Source organism: Streptacidiphilus sp. BW17, from assembly GCF_041262485.1.
GTDB lineage: Bacteria > Actinomycetota > Actinomycetes > Streptomycetales > Streptomycetaceae > Streptacidiphilus.
In genome coordinates, this window is record NZ_JBGCCR010000038.1 from 60,998 (window position 1) to 77,758 (window position 16,761).

Sequence of the window (16,761 nt, forward strand, 5' to 3'; positions counted from 1 at the left end):
GAGTCCTCCAGGGTCGTGGCGGCAGTGGACCTGGGGCGTTGGCAGCGGTTACCGTCCGCTTCGCTACGTACGGTAATGATGCGCCTGTGCAGGGAATAGGCGCATCCTCTGGGAGCTTGCTCACAGCAGCCGGAACTCGCTTGGAGGAACAGCAGAGATGACAGTGCAGAAGGTCGCCGTGGTGACCGGCGCGAGCAGTGGGATCGGCGCCGCGACGGCCCGTGGCCTGGCCGCTACGGGGTACCGGGTGGCTCTGGTCGCCCGCCGCGCGGACCGACTGGAGGCGCTGGCCAAGGAGATCGGCACGGCGGCGAGTGTGCACACGCTCGACGTGACCGACCGCGCGGCGGTGACCGCGTTCGCGGCGTCGCTGGACCGGGTCGACGTCCTGGTCAACAACGCGGGCGGGGCGATCGGCGCGGAGCCCGTCGCCGACGCGGACCCGGCGGACTGGCAGACCATGTTCGACGTCAACGTCCTCGGTGTCCTCCACGTGACCCAGGCGCTGCTCCCGGCGCTGCGCGCCTCCGGCGACGGCACGGTCCTCGTCCTCTCCTCCACCGCCGCGTTCGCCCCGTACGAGGGCGGCGCGGGCTACGTCGCGGCGAAGGCGGGCGCACACGCCATCGCGGCGACGCTGCGGCTGGAGCTGCTCGGCGAGCCGATCCGCGTCATCGAGATCGCGCCGGGCATGGTCCAGACCGACGAGTTCGCGCTCACCCGCTTCCGCGGCGACGCGTCGAAGGCGGCGGCGGTGTACGCGGGCGTCCCGGACCCGCTCAGCGCGGCCGACGTCGCGGACACCATCGTCTGGGCGGTCACCCGCCCCGCCCACGTGAACGTGGACCTCCTGGTCGTTCGCCCCCGCGCCCAGGCGGCCCAGCACAAGGTCCACCGGCAGTAGTTCAGACAACGCACGGGGAAGTTGCACTATTCAGGGGCGCGGGCTGTGCTTGATCAACTGCGCGACAGGCCACCCACCCACGTGGCAGGCCGCGCGAACAGGGCCATCCGCCCACGGTGGTGTCTGGCGCACGCAGTTGATCAAGCACAGCCCCGCGCCCCCCAGAAGTGCACAGGTGCCCGACTGTTCGTTCATTCAGCTGACGCCGTCTCATAATTCGGCCGTAGAGGTCTCGACTTAATACCCCGTGCGAGTGAATCCTGGTGTCGGACGCCCGTGCGCCAGCGGCCCCGACGTCTTATCGAGTGCCGATGTCGTCGGTGGCAGGCCCTAGCCTCTGGGCACCGACCACCGCACCGCCAACCCGCACCCTCCGAGGAGGACCCGCTGGCCAGGTCGCCGATCCAACCGCCGGCCACGCCGGATTTGCCGGACGCGCACGCCGCAGGACTGCAACGGCTCAATGTGGCGAGCCCCGGCGCAGCCGAAGAAGCCCTGCTGGCCTGCTGCGGCAGCCGGCGTTGGGCGATAAGGATCGCCGCGCACCGCCCGTACCCGGATGTGGGCTCGCTGCTCGCCGCGGCCAGCGAGGCGTCCTACGACATGTCGCACCGGGACCTGACGGAGGCGCTCGCCGACGAGAGCTGCATGCCGCAGCCCCTGCTGGGCATGCGCGCGCCGGGGAGCAACGCCGCACGGACCGCTCTGCGCGCCGCGCACGCCGCGTACGAGGCGCGGTTCGGGCATGTCTTCGTGGTGTGCCTGGACGACTGCCCGCCGGACGAGATGCTGGGCACCGTCCTCGCCAGCATCCGCGCGCGGCTCTCCAACGACCCGGACGAGGAGCGCTCCACCACCGCCGAGGAGCTTCGTCGGATCTCACAAAGTCGACTCACGCATCTCGTGGCGTCTCACGCCTCGGCGACAACGTGAGACGACAGGGGTGAGATCAACCACACCAGCACGTTCTGTCTCGAACTGACGGCCGACCAACCTGCCTCCCAAGCCCGGGAAAATCCCCGGAAACCCGGACCAAAACCCTTCGATCCACCCCGTTGGTCGATCATCCGAACGATCAACGGGGTGGATCCGTCCCCGGCACAGGCCCCCCAACAGGCCACCGGCACTCCGCTCTGGCTACGATGGCCGCGGCCGGTGGACCGTATCCGGCCGGGCCGACCGACACCGACGTTGATGCCGAGATGCCGGGCGACCCCCGCCCCGCTCCCGGAGGGTTCTTCCGTGCCGGCTGGAACGCTGTACCGCGGCCGGGAAGGCATGTGGTCGTGGGTGGCTCATCGAGTCACCGGCGTCCTCATTTTCTTCTTCCTGTTCGCCCACGTCCTCGACACCGCCCTGGTCCGTGTTTCGCCGCAGGCCTACAACAGCGTGATCGCGACGTACAAGACGTGGCCCGTCAACCTGATGGAGTACGGCCTCACCGCCGCCATCCTCTTCCACGCGCTGAACGGCCTCCGGGTCATCGCGGTGGACTTCTGGGCCAAGGGGCCGAAGTACCAGGCCCAGATGCTGTGGACCGTCGTGACCGTCTGGGTCCTGCTGATGGCGGGTGCGTTCTACCCGATCCTGCAGGAGACCCTGAAGAACTGGTTCGGGTGAGGCAGAGATGGCAACCGACTCCATCGGCAGCGTCGAGCTGACCGAGAACGGCGCTCCGGCCGACCCGAGCGCGTTCCTGATCGAGCCGCCGCGCAAGCGCACCAAGACCACGGCGGGCCGTCGCAGCCGCACCAACTTCGAGATGCTGGCGTGGCTGTTCATGCGCCTCTCGGGTGTCGTGCTGGTCTTCCTGATCCTCGGTCACCTGATCATCCAGCTGGTGCTGGACGGCGGTGTCTCCAAGATCAGCTTCGCCTTCGTCGCCGGTCGCTGGGCCTCGCCGTTCTGGCAGGGCTGGGACCTGCTCATGCTCTGGCTCGCCATGCTCCACGGCGCCAACGGCATGCGCACGGTCATCAACGACTACGCCGAGCGCGACACCACCCGCTTCTGGCTGAAGGTCCTGCTGGTGGCCGCCACGGTGTTCACCGTGCTGCTGGGCACCCTGGTGATCTTCACCTTCGACCCGAACATCAGCTGACGCGGACGGACGAGGCAGCTAACTGACATGCAGATTCACCAGTACGACACCGTCATCGTCGGCGCCGGCGGCGCCGGGATGCGCGCCGCGGTCGAGTCGACCAAGCGCAGCCGCACCGCGGTGCTCACCAAGCTCTACCCGACCCGCTCCCACACCGGCGCGGCCCAGGGCGGCATGGCCGCCGCCCTCGCCAACGTCGAGGACGACAACTGGGAGTGGCACACCTTCGACACCGTCAAGGGCGGTGACTACCTGGTCGACCAGGACGCCGCCGAGATCCTGGCCAAGGAGGCGATCGACGCCGTCCTCGACCTGGAGAAGATGGGCCTGCCCTTCAACCGCACGCCGGAGGGCAAGATCGACCAGCGCCGCTTCGGCGGCCACACCCGCAACCACGGCGAGGCCGCGGTGCGCCGCTCCTGCTACGCCGCGGACCGCACCGGCCACATGATCCTCCAGACGCTGTACCAGAACTGCGTCAAGGAGGGCGTGGAGTTCTTCAACGAGTTCTACGTCCTGGACCTGCTGCTCACCGAGGTGGACGGCGTCAAGCGCACCGCCGGTGTGGTCGCGTACGAGCTGGCCACCGGCGAGGTGCACGTCTTCCAGGCGAAGTCGGTCATCTTCGCCTCCGGCGGCAACGGCAAGTTCTTCAAGGTCACCTCGAACGCGCACACCCTGACCGGTGACGGCCAGGCCGCCGCGTACCGTCGTGGCCTGCCGCTGGAGGACATGGAGTTCTTCCAGTTCCACCCGACGGGCATCTGGCGGATGGGCATCCTGCTCACCGAGGGCGCCCGCGGCGAGGGCGGCATCCTGCGCAACAAGGACGGCGAGCGCTTCATGGAGCGCTACGCGCCGGTCATGAAGGACCTGGCGTCCCGTGACGTCGTCTCCCGCGCCATCTACTCGGAGATCCGGGCCGGTCGTGGCTGCGGCCTCGACGGTGACCACGTCTACCTGGACCTGACCCACCTGCCGCCGGAGCAGCTGGACGCCAAGCTGCCGGACATCACCGAGTTCGCGCGCACGTACCTCGGCATCGAGCCCTACACGGACCCGATCCCGATCCAGCCGACCGCGCACTACGCCATGGGCGGCATCCCGACCAACAACGACTCCGAGGTCCTGCTGGACAACGAGACCGTCGTTCCGGGTCTGTACGCCGCCGGTGAGGTGGCCTGCGTGTCCGTCCACGGCGCCAACCGCCTGGGCACGAACTCGCTGCTCGACATCAACGTCTTCGGCCGCCGTGCGGGCATCGCCGCCGCGGAGTACTCCCAGACCGCCGACTACGTCGAGCTGCCGGAGAACCCGGCCGCCAAGGTGGTCGAGCTGCTGGAGGGCATCCGCACCGCGACGGGCAGCGAGCGCGTCGGCGACATCCGCGAGGCGCTGCAGCAGTCGATGGACACCAACGTGTCCGTGTACCGCACCGAGGCGACCCTGAAGCAGGCGGTGGCCGACATCGCCGAGCTGAAGGAGCGTTACAAGAACATCTCGGTGATGGACAAGGGCCAGCGGTACAACACCGACCTGCTGGAGGCCGTCGAGCTGGGCAACCTCCTCGACCTGGCCGAGGTCACCGCGGTCTCCGCGCTGGCCCGCCAGGAGTCCCGCGGCGGTCACTACCGCGAGGACTTCCCGAAGCGCGACGACGTCAAGTTCATGCAGCACACCATGGCGTACCGCGAGGTCGACGAGAAGGGTGAGACCAGCGTCCGCCTGGACTACAAGCCGGTCGTGGTCACCCGCTACCAGCCGATGGAGCGTAAGTACTGATGAGCACCCCCACCATCACTGACGCGAACCCGCACTCCGCCGCACTGGACGCGGCCGAGTCGGGCAAGATCGAGCTGATCACCATCACGCTCCGGATCCGCCGGTTCAACCCGGAGGAGCACCCGGACGCGGTGTGGGTCGACTACCAGCTCACGGTGGACCCGAAGGAGCGCGTCCTCGACGCGATCAACAAGGTCAAGTGGGAGCAGGACGGCACGCTCACCTACCGTCGCTCCTGCGCCCACGGCGTCTGCGGCTCCGACGCGATGCGGATCAACGGCAAGAACCGTCTTGCCTGCAAGACCCTCATCAAGGACGTCAACCCGGACAAGCCGATCACGATCGAGCCCATCAAGGGCATGACGGTCCTCAAGGACCTGGTCGTGGACATGGACCCGTTCTTCCAGGCGTACCGCGACGTGATGCCCTTCCTGATCACCAAGGGCAACGCGCCGACGCGTGAGCGGATCCAGTCGGAGGAGGACGTCCAGCGCTTCGAGGACACCACCAAGTGCATCCTCTGCGCCGCGTGCACCTCCTCCTGCCCGGTGTTCTGGAACGACGGCCAGTACTTCGGTCCGGCCGCGATCGTGAACGCCCACCGCTTCATCTTCGACTCGCGTGACGAGGGCGCGGAGCAGCGGCTGGAGATCCTGAACGACCGTGAGGGCGTGTGGCGCTGCCGCACCACCTTCAACTGCACCGACGCCTGCCCGCGTGGCATCGAGGTCACCAAGGCGATCCAGGAAGTGAAGCGCGCGCTGATCACGCGTCGCTACTGAGCTTCTCGCTTGACGGCGTAGACGGAGTAAAGCGGCCCGGCCCCTTCGGGGGCCGGGCCTCTCTGCGTTTCTTCACCGGTCCGGACTCGTTGAACCTCGGTGACGACGTGTCAGGCAACGGGCTCCGTGGCCCGCTCGGGCTGCTCCTCGGTGGCCTGGCTCACGGCGCGGCGCATGCCGCGGAGGCTGCGCACGCCGATGCTGCCGACCACGACGCCCAGGATGAGCGAGCTGAGCGCCAGCGCCGCGTGGATCCAGAAGTAGGCGGTCGGCCGCGAGTGGTCGCCGTGGACGAAGGCGAGCCCCTCGCCGTCGGCCCACAGGTTCTTGAAGAAGGTGACCCAGATCCAGATCGACCACACCCCGAAAGCGGTCAGGAACCAGGAAGCACGTCGACTGAGTCTCATGACTTCAGTATGTCCGGAGCAACGGACGCGTCCGGACGAGGGGTCCTGTGAGCTTTAATGACAAACGTTGCGACGGATTGGGTACGGTCGGGCCGTGCAGCTACGTGATCACGCGCTGAGGAAGCCCCTCTCCGGCATTGCCGCATTGACGGTCATGACCGCCGTGACGATGACGATGACGGCCGCCGGGCGCGCGCCCGGCCTCGCCGACTCCCCCGTGCGCAGACCGCCCGCGCAGATGTCGGCGGTCGGCGGCGAACAGCTCAGCCGTCCCGGCCCACAGACGGGAGCGGGCGCGCCTGCCCTGCCGTCCGGGCTCTCGGCGCTCTCCTGGATGGTCTCTGACGGCGATGCGGACGACGTCCTCGCCGCCCAGAACCCGCACTGGCCGCTGCCGCCCGCCAGCACGCTGAAGACCCTGTTCGCGGACACCGTGCTGCCGAAGATCCCGCAGGGCGCGGAGCACAGGGTCGTCGAGTCCGACTTCGACGGCATGGGCGAGGGCAGCAGCGAGGTCGGGGTGATGCCGGGTCAGACCTACCGGGTCTCCGACCTGTGGCTCGGCGTCTTCCTCCGCTCCGGCAACGACGCGGTCCACGTGCTGGCCGCGATGAACGGCGGCGTCGCCACGACGGTCGAGCAGATGCAGGCCAAGGCGGTGGCGCTGGGCGCCCACGACACGCATGTGATCAGCCCCGACGGCTACGACATGCCCGGCCAGGTCTCCTCGGCGTACGACCTGACGCTGTTCGCGCTGAACGGCCTGAAGAACCCGGTCTTCGCGAAGGACTGCGGCACGGCGTCGGCCGAGTTCCCGGGTGGGCCGACCACGAAGGGCAAGCCCTTCGAGATCGACAACACCAACCGGCTGCTGACGGGCTTCGACGGCGTCGGCCAGCAGTATCCCGGCCTGGTCGGGGTCAAGAACGGCTACACCACCAACGCGGGCAACACCGTGATCGAGGCCGCACGGCACGACGGGCACACGGTGCTGGTCACCGTGATGAACCCGCAGAACCCGGAGCGCAACGAGGTCTACAAGGAGGCCCGCGAGCTCCTCGACTGGGGCTTCAGCGCGGTGGCGCACGGCGCGCACCCCATCGGCACCCTCGATGCGGTCGCCCCTCCGGCCCAGGAGACGGCGGCGAAGCGCGCAACCAAACCGTCGGCGACCCCGGCGTGGGCGGCGTCCGCGAATGCTGCGGGCACGGCGGACACCAGCGCGTCGTACGCCGAGGCGGGCGCGGCGGCGGTCGCCGTGGCGGTGGGCGGCGTCCTCCTCTTCGCCCGCCGCAGGCGGGCACGCAGGCGCGCAAGCCTTTGATTCAGTGGGGTCGCACTCAGGGGCGCGGGGCGGTGCTGATCTACGGCTCCGCCGCCCCTGAATAGTGCAACTCACCCTTCTTCCTCATGGTCCGCGTCAGCAAGGATTCCTTCCGCCCGGGCACGCGCACGCGCTCGCGCCGCGCGGGGGTCCGCCGTCGCCGTCCAGGCGACGCAGTAGAAGAGCCAGCGGCAGATGAAGTTGATCCAGAGCAGGAGGGCGATCGGCGTCCCGAACGCGCCGTACACGCTCTTCGTCGCGACTCCGCTCAGGTACGCCGCCATGGCCTGCTTGAGGATCTCGAAACCCACCGCGCCCAGCAGCGCGGCCTGCAGGACCGTCCGCCGCCGCGGAGCGGGGATACGGGGCAGGCCGACCAGCAGGTAGGCGAAGACCAGGACGTCCGCCGCCACCGCGATCAGGAACGCGGCGACCGAGAGGCCGGCCCGGCCCGCCGAGGACTCGGCCACGCCGAGGCCCCTGGCCACCTGTCCGGTCAGGGCAAGGGCCGACGAGGACGCGCCCAGCGAGACCGCGCCGACGAGACCCAGGCCGAACAGGACCACGACGTCCCACAGCTTGCGGACCACCGCGTTGCCGGGCTCCGGCGGGAGCCACCAGGACTGACGGATGCACGCGCGGGTGGTGTCGACCCAGCCCAGGCCGGAGACGAGCAGGATGGCGCCGCTGATCACACCCACCGTCGTCGCGTTGGCGGCGATGTCGTGCAGGTTGATCTGCTTGGACAGGCCGGGGAGCTGCTCGGCGATCTTCTGCTGGAGCTGGTTGACCCTTCTGTCGGTCAGCACCGTCGCGGCGATCGCCAGAGCCACCGTCAGCAGCGGGAAGAGGGCCAGGAAGGCGAAGAAGGTGACCGCGCCCGCCATCCGGTTCGAGCCGACGTCGTTGAAGTGCTCGAAGACGCGGTAGGCGCGCGTCCGCAGCACCCGGGCCGCGAGCGGGCCGAGGACGGGCAGGCGGGTCAGGAAATCCACCGGTCGAACCTAGCGTGGGCCTCACCCGCCTGGGCCAAGCGACACACGTACCGCTAGAGCGGCAGCCTGCGGAAGACGGGTCGGGGCAGGTGGCGCAGGCCGGACATGACGTAGCGGAGGGCGCCGGGGACCCAGACCGTCTCGGCGGCGCGGCGGAGCCCGGTGTCGATGGCCTCGGCGACCGCGTCGGCTGTGGTGGCGAGCGGGGCCTCCTTGAGGCCCTCGGTCATCCGGGTGCGGACGAAGCCGGGGCGGACCACCATCACCCGCGCGCCGCTGCCCCGGAGCGAGTCGCCCAGGCCCTGGGCGAAGGCGTCCAGGCCCGCCTTGGCGGAGCCGTAGAGGAAGTTGGAGCGGCGCGCCCGCTCCCCCGCGACCGAGGAGAGCACGACCAGCGCGCCGTGGCCCTGACGGCGCAGCGCCTGGGCGCAGACCAGCCCGGAGCTGACCGCGCCGACGTAGTTGACCTGCGCGACGGAGACGGCGGCCATGGGCTCCTGCTCGTCCCGCTGCTGGTCACCGAGGACGCCGAAGGCCATCAGCACGACGTCGATGTCGCCCTCGGCGAAGATCTTGCCGAGGACCGTCTCGTGGGTCTCTGGTGCGGCGGCGTCGAAGTGGTGGACGGCCACCTCCGCGCCGAGGGCGCGCAGTTCGTCGGCCGCCGCGTCGAGTGCGGGCGAGGGGCGTCCGGCCAGGTGGACCGTACGGACCCGGGAGCGCACCATACGGCGCGCGGTGGCCAGGCCGATCTCGGAGGAGCCGCCGAGCAGCAGCAGGGACTGCGGGTCACCGAGGGCGTTCATCATCGTCTCTTCTCCTAGAGCTGGAGGCGGCGGGCGAGGTCGGAGGTGAAGACGCCGCGCGGGTCGATCCGTCGGCGCAGCTCGCGGAACGCGTCGAGCCGCGGGTACATGCCGTGCAGCGTGCCGGGGCGCATCCGGGAGTCCTTGGCCAGGTAGACCCGGCCGCCCGCGGCGAGCACCTGCTCGTCCAGCCGGTCCAGCAGCGGGCCGAGGCCGGGGACGGTGGCGGGCAGGTCGAGCGCGAGCGTCCAGCCGGGCATCGGGAAGGAGAGCCAGCCGGACCCGCCCTCGCCGAACCGCTTGAGCACGGCGAGGAAGGACGGGCAGCCGTGCCGGCTGAGCTGCGTGACGATGCCGCGCAGCACCTCCTCCTGCCCGTAGGGGACGACGAACTGGTACTGCAGGAACCCGGCCGGGCCGTAGACGCGGTTCCAGTCGGGGACGCCGTCCAGCGGATGGAAGAAGGCGCCGATCCGCTGAAGCTGACCGCGCCGCTCGCGCGGAGCCTTGCGGAACCAGAGTTCGTTGAAGAGGCCGACGGACCCGGTGCGCAGCAGCCCGCCCGGGATGCCGCGCGGCGCGGCGGGGAGGCTGCGCGGGCGGAAGGCGAGCGGGTCGGCCAGCTGACGCGGGCTCAGCTGGTCGGGCGTGGCGTGGTCGCCGCGGGTGAGCACCGCCCGGCCGGTGGCCGCGCCACGGGCGACCAGGTCGATCCAGGCGACCGAGTAGCGGTAGCGGTGGTCGGTCGTGGTCAGACGGTCCATCAGATCGTCGAGGTCGGCCGCCCGTTCGGTGTCGACGGACATCAACGAGGTGCCGACGGGCAGCAGCTGGACGGTCGCGTCCAGGATCACGCCGGTCAGGCCCATGCCTCCGGCGGTGGCGTCGAAGAGCTCGTCGCCGGGGACCACCTCGCGTACCGCGCCGTCGGCGGTGAGCAGCGAGAACCGCGTGATGTGGCGGCTGAAAGCGCCGCTGACGTGGTGGTTCTTGCCGTGGATGTCCGCGCCGATCGCCCCGCCCACGGTGACGTACCGGGTGCCGGGCGTGACGGGGACGAACCAGCCGAAGGGCAGCAGCAGCCGCATCAGCTTGTCCAGGCTGACGCCCGCCTCGCAGCTGACCTGCCCGCGCTCCAGGTCCAGCGTGCGGACCGCCGACAGCGCGGTCATGTCGAGGACCGTGCCTCCGGCGTTCTGCGCCGCGTCGCCGTAGCTGCGGCCCAGGCCGCGCGCCAGCACGCCTCGTCCGGCAGAGCCGCCCGCGTCGCGCAGGGCGGCGACGGCGGCGACCGCGTCGGCAACGGTGCTCGGCGCGCAGAGCCGGGCGGTCGTGGGCGCGGTGCGGCCCCACCCCGTGAGTGTGGCTTCCATGCCAGCGACGCTAAGCCGAACCACCGTCAGCGCGCAGGACCTGCCCGTGTCGCCGCCCCCGAACGGGTGAGCGGACCTCCTCAGGCCCCCGCCTGCTCCGGACTCGGGGCCGGGGTGCGGTCGGCGAGGGGGACGACCGGGAGCGGGGTGGTCTCGCCCAGGAAGACGGTGCGGACGACGCGTTCGGCCGCGTTGCCGTCGTCGAACTCGCAGAACCGCTCGCGGAAGGCGGTGCGCAGCGCGGCCGCCTCCGGACCGTTCCAGGCGCCGGAGCGGAAGACGTCGACGAGCTCGTCCTCGCTGGTGGCCACCGCGCCCGGGGTCTCGCCCGGCCTGCCGGAGAGCAGGTCGAGGTAGACGCCGCGGGTCTGCTGGTAGACCTCCCAGTCGTCGGCGAGGACGACGATCGGCCGGTCCAGGTTGGCGTAGTCGAACATGACCGACGAGTAGTCCGTGACCAGGGCGTCCGCGGCCAGCGCCAGCCGCTCGACGGAAGGGTGCGCGGAGACGTCGATCACCCGCGCGCCGCCGTCGACACCGGCGGTGGGCTCCTCGTCGTAGAGGTAGTGCGCGCGGTTGAGCAGCACGTAGCCGTCGCCGAGACGGGAGGCGAGCCGGGCCAGGTCGAGCTGCGGGCGGTAGGAGGCGCGGTAGTCGCGCAGCGTGGGGGCGTAGAGGAGGGCGGTGGCGCCCTCGGGGATGCCCAGCTCGGCACGGGCCGCGCGGACCCCCTCGGCGCCGGCCGAGTAGTAGACGTCGTTGCGCGGGTAGCCGTACTCCAGGCTGCGGAAGGAGGAGGGGTAGACCCGCTCCCAGATCAGCGTGGAGAAGCGGTTGGAGCTCAGGCTGTAGTCCCAGCGGTCGACCCGCTGGAGCAGCTTCCCGAAGTCGATCGCGTGCCCGGCGGCCGGGTAGTCCTGCAGGTCCAGGCCCATCCGCTTGACCGGCGTGCCGTGGTGCGTCTGCAGCTGCACGGTGCCGGGGCGCTTGGGCGCGCCGTCGGGGAAGTTGACGTTGTTGACGAAGTACCGGGCCCGGGAGATCGCCTCGCGGTAGGTGCGCGAGCCGGGCGAGACCACGCTGATGCCCTTGGGCACGTCGGACCGCCGCTTGGCCTCGACCACCCAGACGGTGCGCAGCCCGGGGGCGAGCTCGCGGAGCTTGGCGTGGATGGCGGCCGGGTTGCAGGCCGGGACGCGGCCCCAGTAGCTGGCGAAGACCGCCAGCTCGTCCTCGATCGGCAACTGCCGCTGGATCCGCTGGTAGCCACCGAGCACCGGACCGGCGACGGCGCGGCGCAGCTCGGGCTGGGCGGCCTTGACGGCCTGCTTCGCCTTCCGGGCGACCTGGCCCAGCGGGCCCGCCTTCCAGCTGCCGTGCAGCTCGATCGCGGCACTGCCGGCCGGGCGGTGGCGGCGCTCGGCCTCGGCGGCGCGCTCGAAGAACTCCTTGCGGGCGGCCGGGGGCACCCGGTCCGGGTGGTTGCCGATGGTGCGCAGGTGCTCGGCCATCCGCCGGTGCAGCAGCGGGCGCCAGTGGTCCAGCTCGGGGTGGGCTCCGACGAAGGCGAAGACCCGGTCGTACTGGTCGAAGATGTCGAAGTGCTTGCGACTGACCGTGGCCAGGATGTTGCCGCCCTGTCGGCGCTGCCGGTAGTGGACCACGACCTTGTCCAGCATGGCCACGGACTGCGCGGCCAGCAGGGTCGGGTAGGTCCAGGGGGTGTCCTCGTAGTAGCCGGGCGGGTAGGTGAACCCGTGCTTGGCGACGAAGTCGCGCCGGTACACCTTGTTCCAGACCACCATCAGCAGCCCGAGGACCTCCTCGCGCTCCGCGACGGTGAAGACGTCCGGGCGGCCTGCGCCGTCCAGGGCGGCCGGGGCGAAGAGATGTGCGTCACGGCTGCGGACGACCCGGCCGTCCCAGTAGGTGCGGGCGTAGTCGAAGATCAGCACGTCCGGGTCGCCGGTGGCGTCGAGCCGGTCGGCGACGGCCTGGAGCGCGCCGGGGGTCAGCGTGTCGTCGCTGTCCAGGAAGAAGAGGTACTCGCCGGTGGCCAGCTCCATGCCCGCGTTCCGAGCACGCCCGAGGCCGACATTCTCGTCCAGGTGAACCACGCGTACCCGGTCGTCAGCCCGTGCGAATCCGTCGAGAATCTCACCGCTGCCGTCGGGCGAGCAGTCGTCGACCGCGATCACCTCGAAGTCGGTGAACGACTGGCCGAGCACCGACTCCAGGCACTCACCCAGGTACGCCTGGACCTGGTAGGCGGGCACGATGATGCTGATCCGAGGCATGCCGGTACGATACAGGCCCCTCCGAGAGCGGCCTTCCCGTGATCGTGGGCCGTTTCACCGGGCCGTCGCCACACGGGCTCCACCGCGGGTTCGCGAACCCATCACGCCGTTCTTACCCGGCTTGACGGCGCGCGACGGCACGGCATCCTGTTCGAGTCCGGCTCCGGATACGCTAGGGCTCGTTCCTACGTGCGGTAAGCCCCGCCCCTCCACCGGCGGGCGCCGTGCCAGCAAAGAAAGGCTCGAGCACCTCCATGGCCCCCCGCCTCTCCGTGGTCGTCCCGATCTACAACGTCCAGCTCTACCTGGACGAGTGCCTGGCATCTCTTGCCGCGCAGACGATGAGCGACCTCGAAGTCGTCATGGTGGACGACGGGTCCACCGACAACAGCGCCGAGATCGCGCGCGAGTGGGAGGCCAGGGACAGCCGCTTCCGCCTGGTCCAGAAGGCCAACGGCGGCCTCGGTCCGGCCCGCAACACCGGCATGGAGCACATCGCGCCGGACGGCGAGTTCCTGTGCTTCGTCGACAGCGACGACACGCTCCCGCCGACCGCGTACGAGCTGATGCTGGAGACGCTGGACCGCACCGGCTCCGACTTCGTCGCGGGCAACGTGCTGCGGTTCCGCTCCGTCGGCCACGTGCAGTCGCCGGTCCACCGCAAGCCCTTCGCGAAGACCCGGCTGGCGACGCACATCAGCGAGTTCCAGCCGCTGACCACCGACCGCACCGCGTGGAACAAGGTCTACCGCCGGTCGTTCTGGGACAAGCACACCATGCAGTACCCGGGCATCCTCTACGAGGACGCCCCGGTCTCCATCCCGCTGCACTACCTGGCCGAGAAGGTCGACGTCCTCGCCGAGCCGATCTACCACTGGCGTGAGCGCGAGGTCGGCGCCCGCTCGATCACCCAGAACCGGACCGACCCGAAGGGCCTGATCGACCGGGTCCGCTCCATCGGCATGGTCCGCGAGTTCCTGAAGAAGCAGAACGGGCCGCGCTTCAAGCAGTTCCTGGCGGACTACGACCAGAACGCCCTGGTCGAGGAGATCCCGCTGTTCTTCCGCGCCCTGACCGAGGGCGACGACGTCTACCGGACGGCCTTCCTCGACCACGTCGGCAAGATGATCGACCAGCTCGGCCCGGACGCGATGAACGCGCTGCCGCAGCCGATGCGGCTCAAGTACTACCTCACGGTCAAGCGCCGGATGGACGACCTGCTGGCGCTGCTCGAGTTCGACCGCGAGCACCCGTGGACCATTCCGGTGCGCGGCAACGTGCGTCACCAGGCCCACTACTCCTTCCTGGCCGACGTGCCGGATTCGGTGTTGCGCCTGGACTCGGAGCTGGTGGTCCGCACCGGGCTGCGGCGCGCGGACTGGACCGAGGACGGGCGGCTCTTCATCAAGGGCTACGCCTACCCCAAGCACGTCGGCGCCATGCACGCGTACGACTCGGTCAAGATGCTGATGCTCCGTGAGAACGGCAGCCGACGCACCATGGCGCTCCCGGCCAAGACGGTCAAGGACCTCGACGTCACCGCCAAGGCCTACGACCAGCCGCTGCGCCACTGCGACCACGCGGGCTTCGAGCTCTCCTTCGACCCGGACCGGCTCAAGCACAAGGGCCAGTGGGTCGACGGCATCTGGCGGGTCACCGTCGGCGTCTTCGGCCCCGGCCGTCCGCGCCGCAGCCGGATCAAGGCGGGCCCGTACGACTCCGGCGCCAACCCGGCGCCGCGCTGGGTCGCCGACAACGTCCGGGTACTCCCGGAGATGCGCGACGACCACCTCTACCTCCGGATCGAGACCGTGGACGCGCTCGTCGGCTCGGCGTCCTCGGTCGGCGACGCCTTCGAGCTCAGCGGCCGGATCTCCGCCGCCAAGGCGGGCAAGGTGCGCGCGCTGCGGCTGGTCCACCAGGAGGACGGCGCGACGGCCGAGCTGGAGTGCCCGATCATCCTCGGCGCCACCGCCCGGGGCTGGACCTCGTTCACCGCCTCCGTCGACCACGCGCTGATGGCCTCCGCCCGCAAGGAGCTGCTGCGGCTGCGTCCGAGCGTGGCCCAGCAGGCCCAGGACCGCTGGGGCAGCGAGCTGGTGCTGGAGGACGACAGCATCCTCCAGCTGGTGATAGACGACCGTGAGGCCAAGGCCGCGGTGCAGTACCCGGTCGCGTCGACGGCCGACGAGGGTCCGCAGGTGCTCTGCTTCAAGCGGTCGCCGCGCGGCTACCTGCAGATCGTCGAGCAGCCGCTGCAGCCGGTCTTCGAGAAGGTGACCGCGCTCCCGGCCGAGCAGGCCTTCGCGCTGGAGGGCACCTTCCCGCTGGAGGGCCGCCACGCCCTGGAGCTGGTGCTGCGCCACAACTACCACGCCCAGGCCCAGGTCTACCCGGCCGAGGCGGTCGACGGCCGCGTCTACGCGACGCTGCCCGCGCTGCCCAACCCGGGCTGGAACGGCGATGTGCCGCTGCTCTCCGGACAGTGGGGCCTCTCCGTCCGGGTGCTGCCGGACAACCCGGCCGACGAGCACGCGCTCGGCTCGGTCGGCGTGGTCGAGGTCAAGGCCCGCCTGGCCGCCTCCGCCTTCGCGTCCCTGCCGGTCTCGGTCGAGGCCCGCGGCCGGACCGTCAGCCTGCGCCGCCGCTGGTACGACGCGGCCCTGCTGGACGTGGAGGAGGCCGTCCCGCTCGCGGAGCGCGGCAACTACCACATCCGCCGGATGCGCGACGAGGTCTACCCGGCGGCGCTGAACAAGCCCGTGCTGCCGCAGGTCCTCTACGACGTCTTCGAGGGCAAGGACTACTCCGACTCCCCCAAGTACATCCACCAGGAGCTGCTGCGCCGCCGCGACGACCTGGAGCACCTGTGGGTCGTCCGCGACCACCGCGCTGCCACCCCGCCCGGCACCCGGGCGGTGATCCTGGACAGCGAGGAGTGGTACGAGGCGTACGCGCGCAGCCGCTACATCGTCGGCAACACCCACTTCCCGCGGTGGATCACCAAGCGTCCGGGCCAGACCATCGTGCAGACCTGGCACGGCACGGCGCTCAAGCGGATCGGGTTCGACTTCGACAACGACTGGTTCGCCGACACCGACTACCTGGAGGCGCTGGAGCGCGAGGCCAAGCAGTGGCGCCTGCTGCTGTCGCCCAACCGGTTCAGCACCCCGCTCCAGGAGCGGGCCTTCCGCTTCACGGGCGAGACGCTGGAGTCCGGCTACCCGCGCAACGACGTGCTGCTGGCCGAGGACCGCGAGGTGCTGGCCCGGCGGGTGCGCGAGCACCTGGGCCTGCCCGAGGGCAAGAAGGTCGTGCTGTACGCGCCGACCTGGCGCGAGGACAAGATGCGTCACGCCGGCGGCCACCAGCTCGACCTGCACCTCGACCTGGAGCTGATGCGGCGTGAGCTGGGCGAGGACCACGTCCTGCTGGTCCGCCCGCACGCCCACGTGGTGGACGCGATCCAGGGCACGGGCGACGGCTTCCTCTGGGACGTCGGCAGCTACCCGGACATCGCCGAGCTGTACCTGATCGCCGACGTGCTGGTCACGGACTACTCCTCGGTCATGTTCGACTACGCGGTGACCGGTCGGCCGATCCTGTTCTTCACCTATGACCTGGAGCACTACCGGGACACCCTGCGGGGCTTCTACTTCGACTTCGACGAGCAGGCACCCGGCCCGCTGCTGGGCACCTCCGCCGAGGTAGTCTCCGCGCTGCGCAACCTCGACCAGGTGGTGGCCGACAGTGCCCCCGCCTACGAGGCCTTCCGCAAGACGTACTGCGACCTCGACGACGGCCACGCCGCCAAGCGCGTGGTCGACCGGATGCTGGAGCTTTGATGGCAGTGGGCTCGACCTCGACCCGTCCCTCCCCTCCCCCGGGGGCCCGGCCCCCCCCCCCCCGGGGGGGGGGGGGGGGCCCCCCCCGGCCCCCCCGGGGGGGGGGGCGCCCCCCCCCCCGGGGGGGGCGCCCCCGGCGGCCGCG

13 protein-coding genes are annotated in these 16,761 nt (G+C 70.6%); 8 read left to right on the forward strand and 5 right to left on the reverse strand.

What is annotated here, in order from left to right; translation table 11 throughout:
* Nucleotides 1–157 precede the first annotated feature (157 nt).
* The 6 genes from ABH940_RS31995 (at nucleotide 158) to ABH940_RS32020 (ending at nucleotide 5,569) form a co-directional block, all read left to right on the forward strand.
* Nucleotides 158–904, forward strand: a complete 747-nt coding sequence (locus ABH940_RS31995) for an SDR family NAD(P)-dependent oxidoreductase (protein WP_370070960.1) — start codon at nucleotides 158–160, stop codon at nucleotides 902–904.
* A gap of 402 nt (nucleotides 905–1,306) precedes the next feature.
* Nucleotides 1,307–1,837 carry a 2-oxo-4-hydroxy-4-carboxy-5-ureidoimidazoline decarboxylase gene (locus ABH940_RS32000; RefSeq protein WP_370071057.1) on the forward strand — a complete coding sequence of 177 codons (531 nt, stop codon included), beginning with the start codon at nucleotides 1,307–1,309 and terminating at the stop codon, nucleotides 1,835–1,837.
* Between the two features lie 309 nt (nucleotides 1,838–2,146).
* Entirely contained in the window at nucleotides 2,147–2,524 is a 378-nt protein-coding gene (gene sdhC, locus ABH940_RS32005; RefSeq protein WP_370070962.1) for a succinate dehydrogenase, cytochrome b556 subunit, read from the forward strand.
* 7 nt (nucleotides 2,525–2,531) lie between these two features.
* The gene (locus ABH940_RS32010; RefSeq protein WP_370106873.1) at nucleotides 2,532–3,005 is read left to right on the forward strand and encodes a succinate dehydrogenase hydrophobic membrane anchor subunit; all 474 of its coding nucleotides are present in this window, start codon (nucleotides 2,532–2,534) and stop codon (nucleotides 3,003–3,005) included.
* Between the two features lie 27 nt (nucleotides 3,006–3,032).
* Nucleotides 3,033–4,787: a succinate dehydrogenase flavoprotein subunit gene (sdhA, locus tag ABH940_RS32015; RefSeq protein ID WP_370070966.1), complete on the forward strand. Its 1,755-nt coding sequence runs from the start codon at nucleotides 3,033–3,035 to the stop codon at nucleotides 4,785–4,787.
* A complete protein-coding gene (locus ABH940_RS32020) occupies nucleotides 4,787–5,569 on the forward strand; it encodes a succinate dehydrogenase iron-sulfur subunit (protein ID WP_370070968.1) in 783 nt (260 codons plus the stop codon). The genes sdhA and ABH940_RS32020 overlap by 1 nt, the downstream gene beginning before the upstream one ends.
* A gap of 110 nt (nucleotides 5,570–5,679) precedes the next feature.
* On the opposite strand, the gene ABH940_RS32025 is transcribed toward ABH940_RS32020, so the two are convergent.
* The gene (locus tag ABH940_RS32025) at nucleotides 5,680–5,976 is read right to left on the reverse strand and encodes an SCO4848 family membrane protein (RefSeq protein ID WP_370070970.1); all 297 of its coding nucleotides are present in this window, start codon (nucleotides 5,974–5,976) and stop codon (nucleotides 5,680–5,682) included.
* A 94-nt stretch (nucleotides 5,977–6,070) separates the two neighbouring features.
* Here ABH940_RS32025 and ABH940_RS32030 point away from each other — a divergent pair, with 94 nt between their 5' ends.
* Nucleotides 6,071–7,300, forward strand: a complete 1,230-nt coding sequence (locus tag ABH940_RS32030; RefSeq protein ID WP_370070972.1) for a D-alanyl-D-alanine carboxypeptidase family protein — start codon at nucleotides 6,071–6,073, stop codon at nucleotides 7,298–7,300.
* A 71-nt stretch (nucleotides 7,301–7,371) separates the two neighbouring features.
* On the opposite strand, the gene ABH940_RS32035 is transcribed toward ABH940_RS32030, so the two are convergent.
* The 4 genes from ABH940_RS32035 to ABH940_RS32050 form a co-directional block, all read right to left on the reverse strand.
* Nucleotides 7,372–8,295, reverse strand: a complete 924-nt coding sequence (locus ABH940_RS32035) for a YihY/virulence factor BrkB family protein (protein ID WP_370106875.1) — start codon at nucleotides 8,293–8,295, stop codon at nucleotides 7,372–7,374.
* A 53-nt stretch (nucleotides 8,296–8,348) separates the two neighbouring features.
* Entirely contained in the window at nucleotides 8,349–9,104 is a 756-nt protein-coding gene (locus tag ABH940_RS32040; protein ID WP_370106876.1) for a decaprenylphospho-beta-D-erythro-pentofuranosid-2-ulose 2-reductase, read from the reverse strand.
* Nucleotides 9,105–9,115: 11 nt separating this feature from the next.
* The gene (locus tag ABH940_RS32045) at nucleotides 9,116–10,474 is read right to left on the reverse strand and encodes an FAD-binding protein (RefSeq protein ID WP_370070978.1); all 1,359 of its coding nucleotides are present in this window, start codon (nucleotides 10,472–10,474) and stop codon (nucleotides 9,116–9,118) included.
* An 80-nt stretch (nucleotides 10,475–10,554) separates the two neighbouring features.
* On the reverse strand, nucleotides 10,555–12,771 hold the full coding sequence (locus ABH940_RS32050; RefSeq protein ID WP_370106878.1) for a CDP-glycerol glycerophosphotransferase family protein: 2,217 nt from the start codon (nucleotides 12,769–12,771) through the stop codon (nucleotides 10,555–10,557).
* A gap of 254 nt (nucleotides 12,772–13,025) precedes the next feature.
* Between ABH940_RS32050 and ABH940_RS32055 the strand changes: the two genes are divergently transcribed.
* Entirely contained in the window at nucleotides 13,026–16,616 is a 3,591-nt protein-coding gene (locus ABH940_RS32055; RefSeq protein ID WP_370106879.1) for a CDP-glycerol glycerophosphotransferase family protein, read from the forward strand.
* Nucleotides 16,617–16,761: the final 145 nt, after the last annotated feature.

Bases quoted from the DNA above. Each gene is read 5' to 3' on its own strand.
- ABH940_RS32050 (WP_370106878.1), bottom strand. From the start codon at position 12,771: ATGCCTCGGATCAGCATCATCGTGCCCGCCTACCAGGTCCAGGCGTAC.
- ABH940_RS32040 (WP_370106876.1), bottom strand. From the start codon at position 9,104: ATGATGAACGCCCTCGGTGACCCGCAGTCCCTGCTGCTGCTCGGCGGC.
- ABH940_RS32055 (WP_370106879.1), top strand. From the start codon at position 13,026: ATGGCCCCCCGCCTCTCCGTGGTCGTCCCGATCTACAACGTCCAGCTC.
- ABH940_RS32025 (WP_370070970.1), bottom strand. From the start codon at position 5,976: ATGAGACTCAGTCGACGTGCTTCCTGGTTCCTGACCGCTTTCGGGGTG.
- ABH940_RS31995 (WP_370070960.1), top strand. From the start codon at position 158: ATGACAGTGCAGAAGGTCGCCGTGGTGACCGGCGCGAGCAGTGGGATC.
- sdhA (WP_370070966.1), top strand. From the start codon at position 3,033: ATGCAGATTCACCAGTACGACACCGTCATCGTCGGCGCCGGCGGCGCC.
- ABH940_RS32045 (WP_370070978.1), bottom strand. From the start codon at position 10,474: ATGGAAGCCACACTCACGGGGTGGGGCCGCACCGCGCCCACGACCGCC.
- ABH940_RS32010 (WP_370106873.1), top strand. From the start codon at position 2,532: ATGGCAACCGACTCCATCGGCAGCGTCGAGCTGACCGAGAACGGCGCT.
- ABH940_RS32020 (WP_370070968.1), top strand. From the start codon at position 4,787: ATGAGCACCCCCACCATCACTGACGCGAACCCGCACTCCGCCGCACTG.